At 70.4% G+C, this 16,784-nt stretch carries 16 protein-coding genes; 7 read left to right on the top strand and 9 right to left on the bottom strand.

What is annotated here, in order from left to right; all coding sequences use genetic code 11:
- The first annotated feature begins 107 nt into the window (after positions 1–107).
- The 5 genes from GCU69_RS28760 to trxA all read left to right on the top strand — a co-directional run bounded on the left by GCU69_RS28760 (position 108) and on the right by trxA (position 5,062).
- Positions 108–1,832, top strand: a complete 1,725-nt coding sequence (locus GCU69_RS28760; RefSeq protein ID WP_098752889.1) for a protein kinase family protein — start codon at positions 108–110, stop codon at positions 1,830–1,832.
- 32 nt (positions 1,833–1,864) lie between these two features.
- Positions 1,865–2,551, top strand: a complete 687-nt coding sequence (gene sigM / locus GCU69_RS28755) for an RNA polymerase sigma factor SigM (RefSeq protein WP_156207634.1) — start codon at positions 1,865–1,867, stop codon at positions 2,549–2,551.
- A complete protein-coding gene (locus GCU69_RS28750; RefSeq protein ID WP_156207633.1) occupies positions 2,548–3,522 on the top strand; it encodes an anti-sigma factor in 975 nt (324 codons plus the stop codon). Before sigM ends, GCU69_RS28750 begins: the two co-directional genes overlap by 4 nt.
- A 175-nt stretch (positions 3,523–3,697) precedes the next feature.
- Positions 3,698–4,684 carry a thioredoxin-disulfide reductase gene (gene trxB, locus GCU69_RS28745; RefSeq protein ID WP_098752886.1) on the top strand — a complete coding sequence of 329 codons (987 nt, stop codon included), beginning with the start codon at positions 3,698–3,700 and terminating at the stop codon, positions 4,682–4,684.
- A 48-nt stretch (positions 4,685–4,732) separates the two neighbouring features.
- The gene (gene trxA / locus GCU69_RS28740; protein ID WP_098752885.1) at positions 4,733–5,062 is read left to right on the top strand and encodes a thioredoxin; all 330 of its coding nucleotides are present in this window, start codon (positions 4,733–4,735) and stop codon (positions 5,060–5,062) included.
- Positions 5,063–5,164: 102 nt separating this feature from the next.
- Here trxA and GCU69_RS28735 read toward each other — a convergent pair whose 3' ends face one another.
- From GCU69_RS28735 to rpmH, 9 genes are all read right to left on the bottom strand, one after another.
- On the bottom strand, positions 5,165–5,782 hold the full coding sequence (locus tag GCU69_RS28735; RefSeq protein ID WP_098752884.1) for a GNAT family N-acetyltransferase: 618 nt from the start codon (positions 5,780–5,782) through the stop codon (positions 5,165–5,167).
- Positions 5,783–5,919: 137 nt separating this feature from the next.
- On the bottom strand, positions 5,920–7,041 hold the full coding sequence (locus GCU69_RS28730; RefSeq protein WP_156207632.1) for a ParB/RepB/Spo0J family partition protein: 1,122 nt from the start codon (positions 7,039–7,041) through the stop codon (positions 5,920–5,922).
- On the bottom strand, positions 7,038–8,177 hold the full coding sequence (locus tag GCU69_RS28725) for a ParA family protein (RefSeq protein ID WP_098752882.1): 1,140 nt from the start codon (positions 8,175–8,177) through the stop codon (positions 7,038–7,040). The genes GCU69_RS28730 and GCU69_RS28725 overlap by 4 nt, the downstream gene beginning before the upstream one ends.
- Before the next feature lie 239 nt (positions 8,178–8,416).
- Positions 8,417–9,145: a 16S rRNA (guanine(527)-N(7))-methyltransferase RsmG gene (rsmG, locus tag GCU69_RS28720; protein WP_098752881.1), complete on the bottom strand. Its 729-nt coding sequence runs from the start codon at positions 9,143–9,145 to the stop codon at positions 8,417–8,419.
- A gap of 142 nt (positions 9,146–9,287) precedes the next feature.
- Positions 9,288–9,797: a Jag family protein gene (locus GCU69_RS28715; RefSeq protein ID WP_098752880.1), complete on the bottom strand. Its 510-nt coding sequence runs from the start codon at positions 9,795–9,797 to the stop codon at positions 9,288–9,290.
- 11 nt (positions 9,798–9,808) lie between these two features.
- Positions 9,809–10,948: a membrane protein insertase YidC gene (gene yidC, locus GCU69_RS28710; RefSeq protein WP_098752879.1), complete on the bottom strand. Its 1,140-nt coding sequence runs from the start codon at positions 10,946–10,948 to the stop codon at positions 9,809–9,811.
- A gap of 3 nt (positions 10,949–10,951) precedes the next feature.
- Positions 10,952–11,311: a membrane protein insertion efficiency factor YidD gene (yidD, locus tag GCU69_RS28705; RefSeq protein ID WP_098752878.1), complete on the bottom strand. Its 360-nt coding sequence runs from the start codon at positions 11,309–11,311 to the stop codon at positions 10,952–10,954.
- A complete protein-coding gene (rnpA, locus tag GCU69_RS28700; RefSeq protein WP_098752877.1) occupies positions 11,308–11,706 on the bottom strand; it encodes a ribonuclease P protein component in 399 nt (132 codons plus the stop codon). The genes yidD and rnpA overlap by 4 nt, the downstream gene beginning before the upstream one ends.
- Positions 11,707–11,731: 25 nt before the next feature.
- Positions 11,732–11,869 carry a 50S ribosomal protein L34 gene (gene rpmH, locus GCU69_RS28695; protein WP_030354375.1) on the bottom strand — a complete coding sequence of 46 codons (138 nt, stop codon included), beginning with the start codon at positions 11,867–11,869 and terminating at the stop codon, positions 11,732–11,734.
- Between the two features lie 407 nt (positions 11,870–12,276).
- Here rpmH and dnaA point away from each other — a divergent pair, with 407 nt between their 5' ends.
- Complete coding sequence (gene dnaA, locus GCU69_RS28690; protein ID WP_156207631.1) at positions 12,277–14,292, top strand: chromosomal replication initiator protein DnaA; 2,016 nt, start codon at positions 12,277–12,279, stop codon at positions 14,290–14,292.
- A gap of 1,259 nt (positions 14,293–15,551) precedes the next feature.
- Entirely contained in the window at positions 15,552–16,682 is a 1,131-nt protein-coding gene (dnaN, locus tag GCU69_RS28685; RefSeq protein ID WP_098752873.1) for a DNA polymerase III subunit beta, read from the top strand.
- Positions 16,683–16,784: the final 102 nt, after the last annotated feature.

Below are 16,784 nucleotides of genomic sequence, written 5' to 3'. Positions count from 1 at the left end.
GGACAACCATCGTCCGGGACCGCGTGTCGTGCATACGGACGGACTGTGGGCACAATTGCTTTGCTGTGGTGGACCGGCGTGCAACGGATGGGGAGGCAGGAGCGACGGTGGCGGAACGGAGCACGGCTGCCGTCGGAGTGGCAGACACCGGCGGCGACAAGCCGCTGACCGCCCGAACGGGCGAGGCCACGTCCGACGGGGTGGAGGAGCAGGACAAGACCGGCACGGAGCCGAACGGGGCGGGGGAGGCCGAGCCCGGCGGCACGGACGTGGCCGGACTGGAGCCACCGGAGCTGCACAGCGGGCACAAGCTCGCCGGACGGTACCGGCTGGAGGAGTGCCTCACCCGTCTGGACGGCTTCAGCAGCTGGCGTGCGGTCGACGAGAAGCTGCGCCGTGCGGTGGGCGTGCACGTACTGCCCGCCGGCCACCCCAGATCCCGCCCGGTGCTCGCCGCCGCCCGCTCCGCCGCCCTGCTGGGCGACCCCCGCTTCGTACAGGTGCTGGACGCCGTCGAGGAGGACGATCTCGTCTACGTCGTCCACGAGTGGCTTCCGGACGCCACCGAGCTGACCGCCGTCCTCGCCTCCGGCCCCATGGAGCCGTACGACGCCTATCAGCTCGTCTCCCAGGTCTCCCAGGCCATGGCCGCCGCCCACCGCGAAGGCCTCTCCCACCTCCGGCTCACCCCCGGATCCGTGCTGCGCACCGACTCCGGCCAGTACCGCATCCGCGGGCTCGCCGTCATGGCCGCGCTCCGCGGCGTCGCCACGGAGCACCCGCAGCGCACGGACACGGAGGCGATCGGCGCACTGCTGTACGCCGCCCTCACCCAGCGCTGGCCGTACGAGGAGGACGCCTACGGGCTGTCCGGGCTGCCCAAGGGCGTCGGCCTGATCGCCCCGGACCAGGTACGGGCGGGCGTCCACCGCGGGCTCGCCGAGCTGGCCATGCGGGCGCTGGCGAACAACGGCTCCACCCCGCTGCGCGCCGAGCAGCCCTGCACCACCCCGGAGGAGCTGTCCAAGGCCGTGGCAGCACTGCCCCGCATCCGGCCCCCGGAGCCCTCCTTCGCCACCCCGACCTACCAGCCGCCGACCTACCCCTCGGCGAACTCGTACGCGCAGTCCCCGGCGCGCGGCACCGTCCATCCCCCGGCCGCGCCCGTGGTGACTCCTCCGCCGCCGCTCCAGACCCGCACCGGCAAGGCGCTGAAGTGGACGGTGTCCGCGCTGCTCATCGCCGCGCTGGGGCTCGGCAGCTGGCAGGTGGCCAGCATCCTGATGGACCGGGACCAGCAGACGTCGGGTGACACGGAACAGCCCGGGGGCGACGGCGGGGGCGCCGGCAAGCAGCAGGAGAAGGGCTCCCCGCTCAAGATCTCCGACGCCACCGAGTACGCGCCGCTCGGCCCGCCCGTGGCCGCGGAGGACGTGCCGAACGCCATCGACGGCGACCGCGCGACCGCCTGGATCACGCCGCACTACAAGGGCTACGCCAACTTCGGCAATCTCCCCAACCGCAAGGAGGGCAGCGGCCTGATCGTCGACCTGGGCCGCGTGCAGGAGGTGACGGGGCTGAACGTCAGCATGTACCGCAGCGGCCAGACGGCCGAGGTGCTGGCGGCGCCCGAGTCGGCCTCGGCTCCCGCGTCGGCCGACGAGTTCTCCGAGCGGCTGAGCCGGCCGAAGCAGATCGGCAGCTCGCTCGAGATAAACACCGACGAGCCCGTCCGTACCCGTTATGTGCTCATCCACATCACCGAGCTGGCCCCGGACAGCTCCTCCGGCCAGTTCCGGGGCGGCATCTCCGAGATCACTGTGACAGGCTGAGCCGGAGCCGAGACGGAGGGGAGGGGTTCGACGTGGGCGACGCGCCGCTCGGTTCGGCGACGGACAAGGAACTCCTCGCCCGGCATGTCGACGGGGACCCGGACGCCTTCTCCGAGATCGTCCGCCGCCACCGCGACCGGCTCTGGGCCGTCGCCCTGCGCACGCTCGGCGACCGCGAGGAGGCCGCCGACGCCGTACAGGACGCTCTCGTCTCCGCCTACCGGGCCGCCCACACCTTCCGCGGGCAGTCGGCCGTCACGACCTGGCTGCACCGCATCACCGTCAACGCCTGTCTCGACCGGGCCCGCAAGGCCGCCTCCCGCCGCACCTCGCCCATCGCGGAGGCGGAGCAGCTGGAGCATCTCCTGGAGCCCCACGAGGCCGCTGACGCCCCCGCCGAGCGGAGCGACCTCCACCGCGAACTCATCACGGCCCTCCGCACCCTGCCCGCCGACCAGCGCGCCGCCCTGGTCCTCGTCGACATGCAGGGTTATCCGGTGGCCGAGGCCGCCCGCGTCCTCGATGTCCCCAGCGGGACCGTCAAGAGCCGCTGCGCCCGCGGCCGGGCCAGACTCCTGCCGTTGCTGACGCATCTGCGCGCCGGGCGGCTGGATAGTACGGAACCGAAACAGGGAAGGAACCGCCCGCAGGGGACATCCGTCCCACCGGCGGCAGGTTCGAGGGATACGGATGCCGTGAAGGGAGGCGAGCTGGCGTGACATCCACAACGGGCACGGACGAGCACCCGGATGTGGCGGAGATTTCCGCGCTCACGGAAGGGCTGCTGGCCCCCGAGCGCACCGTCGAGGTCCGGAACCACATGGCGGACTGCGAACTGTGCGCGGAGGTCGGATCCTCCCTGGAGGAGATCCGGGCTCTCCTCGGGACCCTGCCCGGTCCGGCCCGGATGCCCGACGACGTGGCCGGGCGGATTGACGCCGCTCTCGCGGCGGAGGCGCTTCTCGACTCGACCGCCCCCGAGGCGGTTTCACGTGGAACCTGTCCCGACGACGACGCCTCCGGTGAACAGCGACCCGTTTCACGTGAAACCGGTGCGCTGCCCGGGACACGCCCCGTGGAACCGGACTCCGTTGACCGTGCCGGGCACCCGGACGTCTCCCGCCACTCCCGCTCGTCGCGCCGGCCGTGGAGTCACCGCCACGACAGCACCGGCCCCGGCGGGCGTCCGCGAGCCCGTCGCTGGCGGCGCGCCGTGCTCGGCGCGGCCGCGGTCTTCGGCTTCGGTATCGGCGGCGCGGTCCTCGTGCAGTCCCTCGCCCCCTCCGGCGAGAACGACGCCGCCGCGGGCAGGTCCCTCGCGACCGACTCGGCCAGCCGCACCGCCGACGGTCTGAACGCGGCCGCACTGGAGGGACGCGTAGAGCAGTTGCTGGCGGACAGCGCGCCCGAGCAGGCGCCGTCCGGCACCGTCGGGACGCAGACGAGCCCGCCCAACCCGCTGCGCGGAGTGGCCGTTCCCCCCTGTGTCCGTAACGGCATCGACAGCATGGCCGAGCCGATCGCCGCCGAGGAAGACGTCTTCGAGGGGAAGGCGGCCTACATCGTCGTGCTGCCGCACCGGGATGACGCAACGCGCGTCGACGCCTATGTGGTGGACGCCGCATGCGTCGGGACCTCCTCGGGCCAGTCCGGGGACATCCTGCTCAGCCGCAGCTACCCGCGCCGCTGAGATCAGCGCCGCTGACCTCGCGGCAGCCGGCCGGGACCTACGGCTCGGGGCCGCGGGGCGCCGACGGGAATGCTCGCCCCTTAGGATCCGTTGGGTGGGGTGAGTGTCCACGGCGGACTGCCAGGGACACAGGCAAGGACCCCGGACGCAGTCGGCAGAGACGAGGAACACACCCGTGAGCGACGTCCGTAACGTGATCATCATCGGCTCCGGGCCGGCGGGATACACCGCGGCGCTGTACACCGCGCGCGCCTCCCTGAAGCCGCTTGTCTTCGAGGGCTCGGTCACGGCCGGTGGCGCGTTGATGAACACCACCGACGTGGAGAACTTCCCCGGCTTCCGCGACGGCATCATGGGGCCGGACCTGATGGACAACATGCGCGCCCAGGCCGAGCGCTTCGGCGCGGAGCTGGTCCCGGACGACATCACCGCCGTCGACCTGGCCGGTGACATCAAAACCGTGACCGACTCGGCGGGCACCGTGCACAAGGCCCGCACGGTGATCGTGTCCACCGGCTCGCAGCACCGCAAGCTGGGCCTGCCGCGCGAGGACGAGCTGTCCGGCCGCGGTGTCTCCTGGTGCGCCACCTGTGACGGCTTCTTCTTCAAGGACCAGGACATCGCCGTCGTCGGTGGCGGCGACACCGCGATGGAGGAAGCGACCTTCCTCTCCCGGTTCGCCAAGTCCGTCACGATCGTGCACCGCCGCGACACCCTGCGGGCCTCCAAGGCCATGCAGGAGCGCGCCTTCGCCGACCCGAAGATCACATTCGCGTACGACAGCGAGGTCGCCGAGATCCACGGGGAGCAGAAGCTCTCCGGGCTCACGCTGCGCTCCACCAAGACCGGCGAGACCCGCGAGCTGCCCGTGACCGGTCTGTTCATCGCGGTCGGCCACGACCCGCGCACCGAGCTGTTCACCGAGCAGCTCGACCTGGACGACGAGGGCTACCTCAAGGTGGAGTCCCCCTCCACCCGCACCAACCTCCCCGGCGTCTTCGCCGCCGGAGACGTGGTGGACCACACCTACCGCCAGGCGATCACCGCCGCCGGTACCGGCTGCTCCGCGGCCCTGGACGCCGAGCGCTACCTCGCCGCCCTCACCGACACCTCCGAGGAGCACACCCCGGAGCCGGAGAAGACCGCAGCCGCCGCGGTCTGATCCACCCAGTCCTCTCCCTCACCGACAGAGCAACCCAAGGAGAACGCCATGGCCGGCGACCTCAAGCACGTGACCGACGCGACGTTCGACGAGGACGTCCTCAAGAGCGACAAGCCCGTCCTGGTCGACTTCTGGGCCGCCTGGTGCGGACCGTGCCGCCAGATCGCCCCGTCCCTCGAGGCGATCGCCGCGGAGCACGGCGACAAGATCCAGGTCGTCAAGCTGAACATCGACGAGAACCCGGCCACCGCCGCCAAGTACGGCGTCATGTCGATCCCGACGCTGAACGTCTACCAGGGCGGCGAGGTCGCCAAGACCATCGTCGGCGCCAAGCCCAAGGCCGCGATCGTGCGCGACCTGGAGGACTTCCTCGGCTGACCCGCCGCCGGTGGCCGACGTGCCACCGTTCCACGTGAAACATCTTGCGTGGAACACCGCGACACCGCAGGGCCCACCCCCGGGGGTGGGCCCTGCGGTGTTTCACAACGGCCGGAGCGCGGGCTCCTTCTGTACGGCACCGAGCAGCCGGTCCAGCGCCATCTCGACATCCTCCTTCCAGGAGAGCGTCGTCCTCAACTCCAGCCGCAGCCGCGGAAAACGCGGGTGCGGCCGTACGGTCTTGAACCCGACCGCCAGCAGATGGTCCGCAGGAAGCACACAGGACGGCTCGGTCCACCGCGCGTCACCGAACGCCTCGATGGCCTTGAACCCGCGCCGCAGCAGATCCTTGGCGACGGTCTGCACCATCACCCTGCCGAGCCCCTGGCCCTGGTAACCGGGAATGATCCAGGCCGTCATCAGCTGCACGGCGTCGGGGGAGACGGGGCTCGTGGGAAATGCCGTGGCCCGGGGGACATAGGCGGGCGGCGCGTACAGCACGAATCCGACCGGCACCTCGTCGACGTACACCACCCGGCCGCAGGAACCCCACTCCAGCAGGACCGCCGAGATCCAGGCTTCCTTCTCCAGCTCCGGCCGGCCGGCCTTGACCGCGGCGTCACCGCTCACCGGGTCGAGCTCCCAGAAGACACAGGAGCGGCAGCGCTTGGGGATGTCCGGGAGATTGTCCAGCGTGAGTGGTACGAGCCGACGCCCCATGAAGCTGTTCCTCACTTCCGTCGTGATCGCATCGTATCCAGTCGGGCACATCTCGGAAACCGCTGCAGGACAAAGGGCGGGCCGCGCGCCGGTGACATCTCGTCCGGTCGCGCGGCCCGCCCTCGGGTCGTCCGGCCTCACTCCTCGCCGGAGGCGCCCTCCTGGCCCTCGGGGTCGGATTCAAAGACCCGCCCCTCGCCCGGTGCCATGCTTTCCAGAATCCGGTCCAGATCCTCTATCGAGGCGAACTCGACGACGATCTTCCCCTTCTTCTGGCCCAGGTCGACCTTCACCCGGGTCTCGAAGCGATCCGAGAGCCGCGAGGCAAGGCCGGTGAGGGCGGGCGACACCCGGTTCCCCGCCCGGGGCCCCTTGCTCTTCGCCGGACCTGCTGGCCGGGAACCCATCAAGGTCACGATCTCCTCGACGGCACGCACGGACAGCCCCTCGGCCACGATCCGGTGGGCGAGCCGGTCCTGCTCCTCTGAGTCCTCGACGGACAGCAGGGCCCGCGCATGCCCCGCGGACAGCACCCCGGCGGCAACCCGGCGCTGCACCGGGGTGGACAACTTGAGCAGACGCAGGGTGTTGGAGACCTGCGGGCGCGAGCGCCCGATGCGGTCCGCCAGCTGGTCGTGCGTGCAGGCGAAGTCCTTGAGGAGCTGGTCGTACGCCGCCGCCTCTTCCAACGGGTTCAGCTGAGCCCGGTGCAGGTTCTCCAGGAGCGCGTCCAGCAGCAGCTTCTCGTCGTCGGTGGCGCGGACGATCGCGGGAATCCGGTCCAGCCCGGCTTCCCGGCACGCCCTCCAACGGCGCTCGCCCATGATGAGCTCATAGCGCTCGGGCGCGAGCTGGCGTACCACGACGGGCTGGAGCAGGCCCACTTCCTGGATGGAGGTGACCAGCTCCGCCAGCGCGTCCTCGTCGAAGACCTCACGGGGCTGACGCGGGTTCGGGGTGATGGTGTCCAGCGGCAGTTCGGCGAAATGCGCCCCCGCCGGCTCCGTGGCCTCCGGTGCCGGCGTCTCCTCCGGGTGTCCCTGTCCCAGATCCTCCATCTCGGTTTCACGGGAAACAGGGGACTGCGGCAGCGCGGTGACCTTGGCCGCGGCGACACCTCGGTCCGGGGTGAGAACCGGCACCGCGGTCGGGGAGGCGGCTCCGGGAACCACGGACGGGGCCTGCTGGTCCGTGCTCTGCGGAGCCGCGGGAATCAGCGCCCCCAGACCGCGGCCCAGTCCTCTACGTCGTTCACTCACTGCGTCCCCTCCGGCATGCCGAGCTCGTTCTGCTGAGCATTCTCTCCCATGGCGTGGGCGTTCTGACCGTCGTAGTACACGCCGGCCCCGCGCAGGGCGATCTCCCGGGCCGCTTCGAGGTACGAGAGGGAACCGCTGGATCCCGGGTCGTAGGTCAGCACCGTCTGGCCGTAGCTCGGTGCCTCGGAGATGCGCACGGAGCGGGGGATGCTGGTGCGCAGGACCTCGTTCCCGAAGTGGCTGCGGACCTCGTCCGCGACCTGGGAGGCGAGCCGGGTGCGACCGTCGTACATGGTCAGCAGGATCGTGGAGACATGGAGATCCGGGTTGAGGTGGCCGCGCACCAGGTCGACATTGCGCAACAGCTGCCCCAGTCCTTCCAGCGCGTAGTACTCGCACTGGATGGGGATCAGCACCTCGGCTCCGGCGACCAGCGCGTTGACCGTCAACAGCCCCAGCGAGGGCGGGCAGTCGATCAGGATGTAGTCGAGCGGCTGCTCGTACGCCGAGATGGCGCGCTCCAGCCGGCTCTCCCGGGCCACCAGCGAGACCAGTTCGATCTCCGCACCGGCAAGGTCGATCGTCGCGGGTGCGCAGAACAGCCCCTCGACATCCGGGACCGGCTGTACGACCTCGGACAGCGGCTTGCTCTCCACCAGCACGTCGTAGATCGACGGCACATCGGAGTGGTGGTCGATGCCCAGCGCCGTGGAGGCGTTGCCCTGGGGGTCCAAATCCACGACGAGAACCCGGGCGCCGTGCAGCGCGAGGGAGGCGGCCAGATTGACCGTGGTGGTCGTCTTGCCGACCCCGCCCTTCTGGTTGGCCACCACCATCACACGGGTCTGTTCCGGCCGGGGCAGGCGTTCACCGCCCTGCCCCAGCGCCTCGACCGCGACCTGTGCGGCCCGTCCGATCGGAGTGTCACCGGTGTCGGCGGCGTCGAGCATGGGTGGCGGCGTTTCACGTGAAACACCGTCCTCGTGGGCGGGTACTCCGGGGGCAGTCACCCCCTGAGCGTGCTCAGCGGTACGGGGGCCGGGGACCGGATCGGTCATCGGCCCCGCGAAGTTGGCGTCGGACCGCAAGGATTCACTCTCCTCGACTTCAGGCTCGCAATGAACAGAGCCTGCCATGCTTCCGGGGTCATGAACCAGCGAGGGCGACTCACCTGTGGATGAATCCGCCTCGGAAGTCCCCCCTGTGGACAACGGGTCACGGTGACGGGGCGCGGCAGCCGCACGCCCGCGACTGATGATTCCATGCAGCAAGGAGCGACGTTTCACGTGAAACACGATGCATCGACATCCGCCTCCTCACGTCGCGACACTCCGGAATGTGTAGTTTTGCCGGTTTTTATGGAGTACAGCCTTGCTCAGCGCCGGCGCCGCGTTCCCCTGGACGGCCTACCCGCCCGGGCGGCCTTCGCCCGTTTGGCCGCAAAGCGCACCCCGCCGGGACTCTCCCCGACCTCCACCCTGACCAGCGTGGACGGCGGATCGACCACCCCCTCGCCGACCTGGAGCACGGAGGTCGCCACCACACCCAGCTTGCTGAGCGCGGCCCGGGCTCCCCGAAGCTCCTCCTCGGCCGTGTCTCCCTTGAGGGCCAGCATCTCACCGTACGGCCGCAGCAGCGGCACCCCCCATCCCGCGAGACGGTCGAGCGGGGCGACCGCCCGGGCAGTGACCACATGCACCGGAGGCAGACTGCCCAGCACCTCTTCCGCGCGCCCCCGGACGACCGTCACATGGTCCAGCCCCAGCAGTTCGACGACCTCCTGGAGAAACGTCGTGCGCCGCAGCAGCGGTTCGAGCAGCGTGATCCGCAGGTCCGGGCGAACGAGCGCCAGCGGGATGCCGGGCAGCCCGGCACCCGAACCGACGTCGCACACAGTCACCCCCTCGGCCACGGCCTCGGAGAGCACGGCGCAGTTCAGCAGGTGGCGCTCCCACAGCCGCGGCACCTCGCGCGGCCCGATGAGGCCACGCTTCACACCCGCGTCCGCGAGCAGCTCCGCGTACCGGACGACCTCCGGAAAACGCTCACCGAACACCGCCTGTGCTGCCTGTGGGGCCGGGGGGAGCTGTGCTTCCTCCGTCACGGGACCGTCCTTCCTCGGGTTCCGGGGACCGCACCCCGGAACACTCGGCGCCCCGGTGGGGCGCCGACTAGCAGGCTGACAAAGTACGGCCCCGCCTGCGAACAGGCGGGGCCGGGTGACACATCCTGGGCCGGTCGGGTCCTCAGACCGGAATGACCACGACGCAGCGCTGGGGCTCCTCGCCCTCGGACTCGCTGCGCAGCCCCGCCGCCGCGACCGCGTCGTGGACAACCTTGCGCTCGAAGGGCGTCATGGGCTTCAGCTTCACCGGCTCGCCGCTGCCCTTGGCCTCCTCGGCCGCCTTCGCACCGAGCTCGGCCAGCTCCTCCCGCTTGCGCGCCCGGAAGCCGGCGATGTCCAGCATCAGACGGCTGCGGTCACCGGTCTCACGGTGCACCGCGAGGCGCGTCAGCTCCTGCAGCGCCTCCAGCACCTCCCCGTCCCGGCCGACCAGCTTCTGCAGGTCGCGGCTGGTGGAGTCGCTGATGATCGACACCGCTGCCCGGTCGGCCTCGACGTCCATGTCGATGTCGCCGTCGAGATCCGCGATGTCGAGCAGGCCCTCGAGGTAGTCGGCCGCGATCTCACCCTCCTGCTCGAGGCGGGTCAGGGTGTCGGAACCCTCGGTGGCGATGGTTGCGCCGTCCGTCACTGGATGGCTCCTCACTTCTTGGTCGGGTGCTTGGGTCGCTGCTGGCCCTTGCGCTGCCCGGACTTGCCACGGGCGGTGGAGCCGCCGGACTGCTTGGACCCGGGCTGCTGGGACTTGGCGCCGCCCTGCTGGGGCTTCTTCTCCAGCGACGGCTTGCCGTCGGCCCGGTCACCGGACTCCGTCGCCCTGGCGCCGGCGGGCTTGGTCTGCGGGGCCGCCTGGCGCTTGGACTTCGGCTGCCGCTTCGGCTGCTGCCGGTGGGCGCGCGCCTCCTCGACCGCCTTCCGGGCCTCGGCCTCGGCCGGGTCCTCCTGGAGCTTGCCCTTGGCCCGCAGCTTCTCCTGGCGCTGCTTGTACGCGAGGCTGCCGGGGGTGGGGTTCCGCTGGATCACGTACATCTGCTGGCCCATGGTCCACAGGTTGGTGGTCAGCCAGTAGACGAGGACACCGACGGGGAAGTTGATGCCGAAGACGGCGAACATGATCGGGAAGACGTACATCAGCATCTTCTGCTGCTGCATGAACGGCGTCTTGACCGTCAGGTCGACGTTCTTCGTCATCAGCTGGCGCTGGGTGTAGAACTGCGACCCGGACATCAGGATGATCATGATGACCGTGACGACCCGTACATCGACGAGCTGGGCACCGAGGGACTGGACGGCTTCGGCGCTGTCCATGAACTTCGAGGCGATCGGGGCGCCGAATACGTGCGCCTCACGGGCGCTGTTCACCAGGCCCTGGTCGAGCACGCCGATGGTGTCACCCGAGGCGATCTTGCTCAGCACGTGATAGAGCGCGAAGAAGAACGGTGACTGCGCCAGGATGGGAAGGCACGAGGCGAGCGGGTTGGTACCCGTCTCCTTGTACAGCTTCATCATCTCTTCGGACTGACGCTGCTTGTCGTTCTTGTAGCGCTCCTGGATCGCCTTCATCTTCGGCTGGAGCGCCTGCATGTTCCGGGTGGCCTTGATCTGCTTGACGAACAGCGGGATCAGACAGATCCGGATCAGCACCACCAGGGACACGATCGACAGGCCCCAGGCCCAGCCGCTGTCCTCGCCGAACAGCGTGCCGTACAGCCGGTGGAACTGGACGATGATCCAGGAGACGGGTGTGGTGATAAAGCTGAAGAGACTGGCAATCGTGTCCACTAATCAGGCTCCTTGAGCGTGGGGCGGGGCCTCTGCGGCCGGGCTCGGGGGTCCGGGGTGTTCCCCCGGGGACGGCACGTCAGCGGCGGTGGTCCCGCCCTTGCTGCTGCGCCACGCTGAACGCAGCTGCTCGTGCCACCGCGGGCGTTTGCGTGGCGGTACGTGGTCGACACCGCCCGGAGACCAGGGATTGCATCGCAGGATGCGCCAGGCTGTGAGGGCCGTCCCCTTGATCGCACCGTGCCGGTCGATCGCCCCGTAGCCGTAGTGCGAGCAGGAGGGGTAGTACCGGCACACAGGGCCCAGCATCGGGCTGATGGTCCACTGGTACACCTTGATCAGCAGGAGCAGCGGATACTTCATCGCGGCGCCTTCCCCTTGGCACGGCCATGGGCAGCTCCCCCCAGCAGGCGGCGCAGCGCGGCGTCGAGGTCACCGGTCAGCTCGTCGTGACCCGCCTCACCCGCTCCGGGCAACGCCCTCACCACCACCAGGCTACCGGGGGTCAGCCCGGACAGCCGGTCGCGCATGAGGTGCCGCAGCCGGCGCTTGACCAGGTTCCTGGTGACGGCGTTGCCGACGGCTTTGCTCACGACGAAACCCGCACGCGCCGGAGGAACGCATTCCCCGGGCGCGTGCGGGTCGGTTGAACCGCTGCGAAGGTGGACGACGAGGAGTGGCCGGCCGGCCCTGCGTCCTCGGCGTACCGCGGTCGCGAAGTCCTCGCGCCGCCTCAGCCGATTCTCGGTAGGCAGCACGTCATGGACCTTGAGGTCTGGCTGCTCAGGCCGACAGGCGGGCGCGACCCTTGCCACGACGGGTGGCCAGGATCGCGCGGCCGGCGCGCGTCCGCATCCGCAGCCGGAATCCGTGGGTCTTCGCGCGGCGGCGGTTGTTCGGCTGGAAGGTGCGCTTGCTCACTCGGGGGCTCCAGGAAGACTCGGGTGTTGGCGTCGTCTGGCTGTCACCGTGCGCCCACGAGTAGCTCGCATACGCCCGAGTGCACCGCTGATCGGCACTTAAGCGATCTTCGCCCTTCGGAGGCAGGCGGCAGCAGCCATCGACAACTCGACCTGGTCACGGTACGCGCGGCTACGCCATCCGGTCAAACCGGCCGGACGCCGGACGTCCGGGGACCGTCCGTCCGTCCACCGAACGGCCTGGCCATGCCGCACCGCCCATTTGTACACACCCTGTGGACAACGACTTGAACCCCGCACGTCGGGCTGACTACCGTGGCGGAACTCCGAATCCTTCCCGCCCGTCCCGAGAACCACACATTCGTGGGACATGCCGGCGCACCCCAAGCGAGTGAGAGAGCGTGCCCTGTGGCTGACGTACCTGCCGATCTTGCCGCAGTGTGGCCACGCGTTCTCGATCAGCTCCTCGGTGACGGCGGCCAGGAGATCGAGGCCAAGGACCGCCGCTGGCTCCGGGACTGCCAGCCGCTCGTTCTCGTCGCCGGCACCGCCGTGCTCGCGGTCCCGAACGAATACGCCAAGGGCGTGCTCGAAGGCCGGCTGTCGCCCCTGATCAGCGACGCGCTGAGCCGTGAGTGCCAGCAGCCGGTCCGGCTCGCCGTGACCGTCAGCGCCGCCGAGACCCCGCACCCCCCGGCCCCGCAGCCCCAGCAGTCCCAGCAGCCCCAGCAGTCCCCGGCCCAGCAGCCGCAGGTCCCGGCGCAGCCCGCCCAGCAGCAGCCGCACCGGTATGAGGAGCCGCAGCAGCCCGAGCAGCAGCGCGACTCCTACGACGGCTACGACAACGGCTACGACAACTACGGCCCGCCGGCCGACGGCCTGCCCACGGCGCGCCCCGCCTACCCCGGCTACCAGCGCAACCGCTCCGAGCCCGGTGCCTGGCCGCGCCCCCGCGACGAATACGGCTGGCAGCAGCCGCGCCTCGGCGGCTTCCCGGACCGCGACCCCTACGGCGGCCAGCACCCCGAGCAGCAGGGCCGCCCGCAGTCGTACGACGACCAGCAGCGCGCCCCGCGCTACGAGGAAGGCTCCCGCTACGACGAGCCGGCCCCCCGCTACGAGGACCAGCAGCGCTACGAGGACCCGAAGAGGTACGAGGCTCCGCAGCACGAGCAGCAGCACGAACCCCAGCGCCCGTCGCCGCAGGGCGACTACCGCGGTCCGGGCTCGCCCGACCGGTCTCCGTACGCCCCGCAGCACCGCGACCTCCCCGAGCAGTCGCCCGCCGGCCGGCACCGCGGGCCCGGCGGCCCGGGTGACCTCCCCGCGCCCAGCGGCGCCCCCGGTCCGCTCGCCGCCCAGCCCGCCCCGGCCCCCGGCCCCGGGGAGCCGACCGCCCGGCTGAACCCGAAGTACCTCTTCGACACCTTCGTCATCGGTGCCTCCAACCGCTTCGCGCACGCCGCCGCGGTCGCGGTCGCGGAGGCCCCGGCCAAGGCGTACAACCCGCTGTTCATCTACGGCGAGTCCGGGCTCGGCAAGACGCACCTGCTGCACGCGATCGGGCACTACGCCCGCAGCCTCTACCCGGGGACCCGGGTGCGCTATGTCAGCTCGGAGGAGTTCACCAACGAGTTCATCAACTCCATCCGCGACGGCAAGGCTGACGCGTTCCGCAAGCGTTACCGCGACATGGACATCCTGCTGGTCGACGACATCCAGTTCCTGGCGAGCAAGGAGTCGACGCAGGAGGAGTTCTTCCACACCTTCAACACGCTGCACAACGCGAACAAGCAGATCGTGCTGTCCTCGGACCGGCCGCCCAAGCAGCTGGTGACGCTGGAGGACCGGCTGCGCAACCGGTTCGAGTGGGGCCTGATCACGGACGTCCAGCCGCCGGAGCTGGAGACCCGTATCGCGATTCTCCGCAAGAAGGCCGTGCAGGAGCAGCTGAACGCCCCGCCGGAGGTGCTGGAGTTCATCGCGTCCCGGATCTCCCGCAACATCCGCGAGCTGGAGGGCGCGCTGATCCGGGTCACGGCCTTCGCGAGCCTCAACCGGCAGCCGGTCGACCTCGGGCTGACGGAGATCGTGCTGAAGGACCTGATTCCCGGCGGCGAGGACGCGGCCCCGGAGATCACGGCGACCGCCATCATGGCCGAGACGGCCGCCTACTTCGGTCTCACGGTGGACGACCTGTGCGGGTCCTCCCGCAGCCGCGTGCTGGTGACGGCGCGGCAGATCGCCATGTATCTGTGCCGGGAGCTGACGGATCTGTCGCTGCCGAAGATCGGCGCCCAGTTCGGCGGCCGCGACCACACGACGGTGATGCACGCGGACCGCAAGATCCGCGCCCTGATGGCCGAGCGCCGGTCCATCTACAACCAGGTCACCGAGCTGACGAACCGCATCAAGAACAGCTGACCCGCGTACCGCCCGGCCGCGGCGGCCGGGCGGGGGTGTGGTCACGCTCCCGAGGGGCGTTCCAGGGCTACCGACACCCCGGGGCGCCTCTTCGCGTGCTCGGCCACGGTTCTCCCGAAGGCCCGCCCGGTGTCCCCGCGGGCGCTCTTCCGCGTCTTCCCCCTGGTTTCCCCCGGGCCTTTCCCGGGCCATCCCCCGATCTTCTCCGGCTGCTCCGGCCTTCCCCGGCGGCCTTCCCCGGCACGTCCCGGCGCCTTTACCGGCACCTCCCGGGCTCTTCCGGGCTCTTCCGGGCTCTTCCGGCGCCTCCCACGCCGCTCCGCGGGCGCTTCCACGGAGGCTCCAAAGCACTCCACCGGCAATCCGCGAGCGGTCCACGGGCGGTCTAGGGACGGTTCCCGGGCGGTCTGCGGGCGGTTCCCGGGCGGTCTGCGGGCCATCCGCGGACGGTCCGCGGCCCGTCTGCGGGCGATCCGTGGCCTCCCGGCGGCCCCCGGTGCGTCGCCGGCGTGTCGCCGCTTGTTCGATTAAGGGCTCCCGAGGCCGGGTTCTCCACAGTTCGGGCGCCGATCCCGCGTCCACACCCTGGGGACCGCGAAGTTGTCCCGAAAGCGTCCACAAGCAGCACCTTCGCCGGACCGTTGTGGGAGGTCAGCCGCCTGTGGAATTGTGGCTTTCCGGACTCCACAGACTGTGGAGGACGAAGCGGGCCGGCCGGGCCCCGGGATGTTGTCCACCGCCCGCCCACAGGCCGCGCCGGGTTGTGCACAGGGTTTCCACACCCTTGTCCACTGTTCGGCAACGCGACACCCCCGTTCACCAGGGAGTGTGAACCGCGTCACATCAAGTTCCCGGATTGGGCTGTGCAGAACCTGGGTAAAGCTGGGGATGGCCCTGGGGAGAACACGGCCTCCCCTGTGCACGGCGTGTGCAGAACTTTCCCCCGTCCACAGAACAGGCCGGTTGTCCACCGCTCCCGCCCACAGGCACGGTGGACAAAAAACGCACTCTGAGCTGCGTAAACGGGGTTATCCACGCAATCCACAGGCCCTACTACTACGACCACTCAGTCAGAGCGAGGAAATCGTTTCGAAGTGGGTCCTGTGCACAACTCGGCCTCGGGCCGTCCCGCCCCCGTCTCCCCGACTTGACCCCGACGCGCACGGACTGTCGGTGTCGTGCGTCAGACTGGTCTCCGGCAAACCAGCCGACGACGAAGGCCAGCAGGGCGAGCCAGCAACAGCAGGAGGCGGCTTACGGTGAAGATCCGGGTGGAGCGCGATGTACTCGCGGAGGCGGTGGCCTGGGCAGCTCGCAGTCTCCCGGCCCGTCCGCCGGTGCCCGTCCTCGCGGGCCTGCTGCTGAAGGCCGAGGACGGCTCCCTGAGCCTCTCCGGCTTCGACTACGAGGTCTCGGCCCGGGTGTCGGTCGAGGCCGACGTCGAGGAGGACGGCACCGTCCTGGTCTCCGGCCGGCTGCTGGCCGACATCTGCCGGGCCCTGCCGAACCGCCCCGTGGAGATTTCCACAGAGGGTGTGCGCGTCACCGTGGTCTGCGGTTCCTCGCGGTTCACCCTCCACACCCTGCCTGTGGAGGAGTATCCGGCGCTGCCGGAGATGCCGAGCGCCACCGGCACCGTCCCCGGCGAGGTCTTCGCCGCCGCGGCCTCCCAGGTCGCGATCGCCGCCGGACGTGACGACACCCTCCCGGTGCTCACCGGTGTGCGCATCGAGATCGAGGGCGACACGGTCACGCTGGCCGCGACCGACCGCTACCGCTTCGCCGTCCGCGAGTTCCTGTGGAAGCCGGAGACGCCGGACCTGTCCGCGGTCGCCCTGGTGCCCGCCAAGACCCTTCTCGACACCGCCAAGTCGCTGACCAGCGGTGACACGGTGAGCATCGCGCTGGCCGGCTCCGGGCAGGGCGAGGGCCTGATCGGCTTCGAGGGCGCCGGGCGCCGGACGACGACCCGGCTGCTCGAGGGCGACCTGCCGAAGTACCGCACGCTGTTCCCGACCGAGTTCAACTCCGTCGCGGTGATCGAGACCGCCCCGTTCGTCGACGCGGTCAAGCGCGTGGCGCTGGTGGCCGAGCGGAACACCCCGGTCCGGCTCAGCTTCGAGCAGGGCGTGCTGATTCTGGAAGCCGGGTCGAGCGACGACGCACAGGCTGTGGAAAGGGTCGACTCCCAGCTCGACGGCGACGACATCTCGATCGCCTTCAACCCGGGCTTCCTGCTCGAAGGCCTGAGCGCCATCGACTCCCCGGTCGCCCAGCTCTCCTTCACGACCTCCACGAAGCCGGCCCTGCTCAGCGGCAGGCCCGCCGTGGACGCGGAGGCGGACGACGCGTACAAGTACCTGATCATGCCGGTGCGGCTGAGCGGCTGAGCCTGCCCGTCCAGCACCCGGCGGGCCCCGTCCGCGGGCGCGGGCGGGCCCGTCCACGGGCTCAACCGTGCAGCTCAGCCCCACAGGTGAGCGAAGGGACCC

This window comes from Streptomyces lycii, assembly GCF_009735685.1.
GTDB lineage: Bacteria > Actinomycetota > Actinomycetes > Streptomycetales > Streptomycetaceae > Streptomyces > Streptomyces lycii.
Note: the sequence above shows the minus strand (reverse complement) of the source record. Positions and strands in the feature narration are given on the sequence as shown.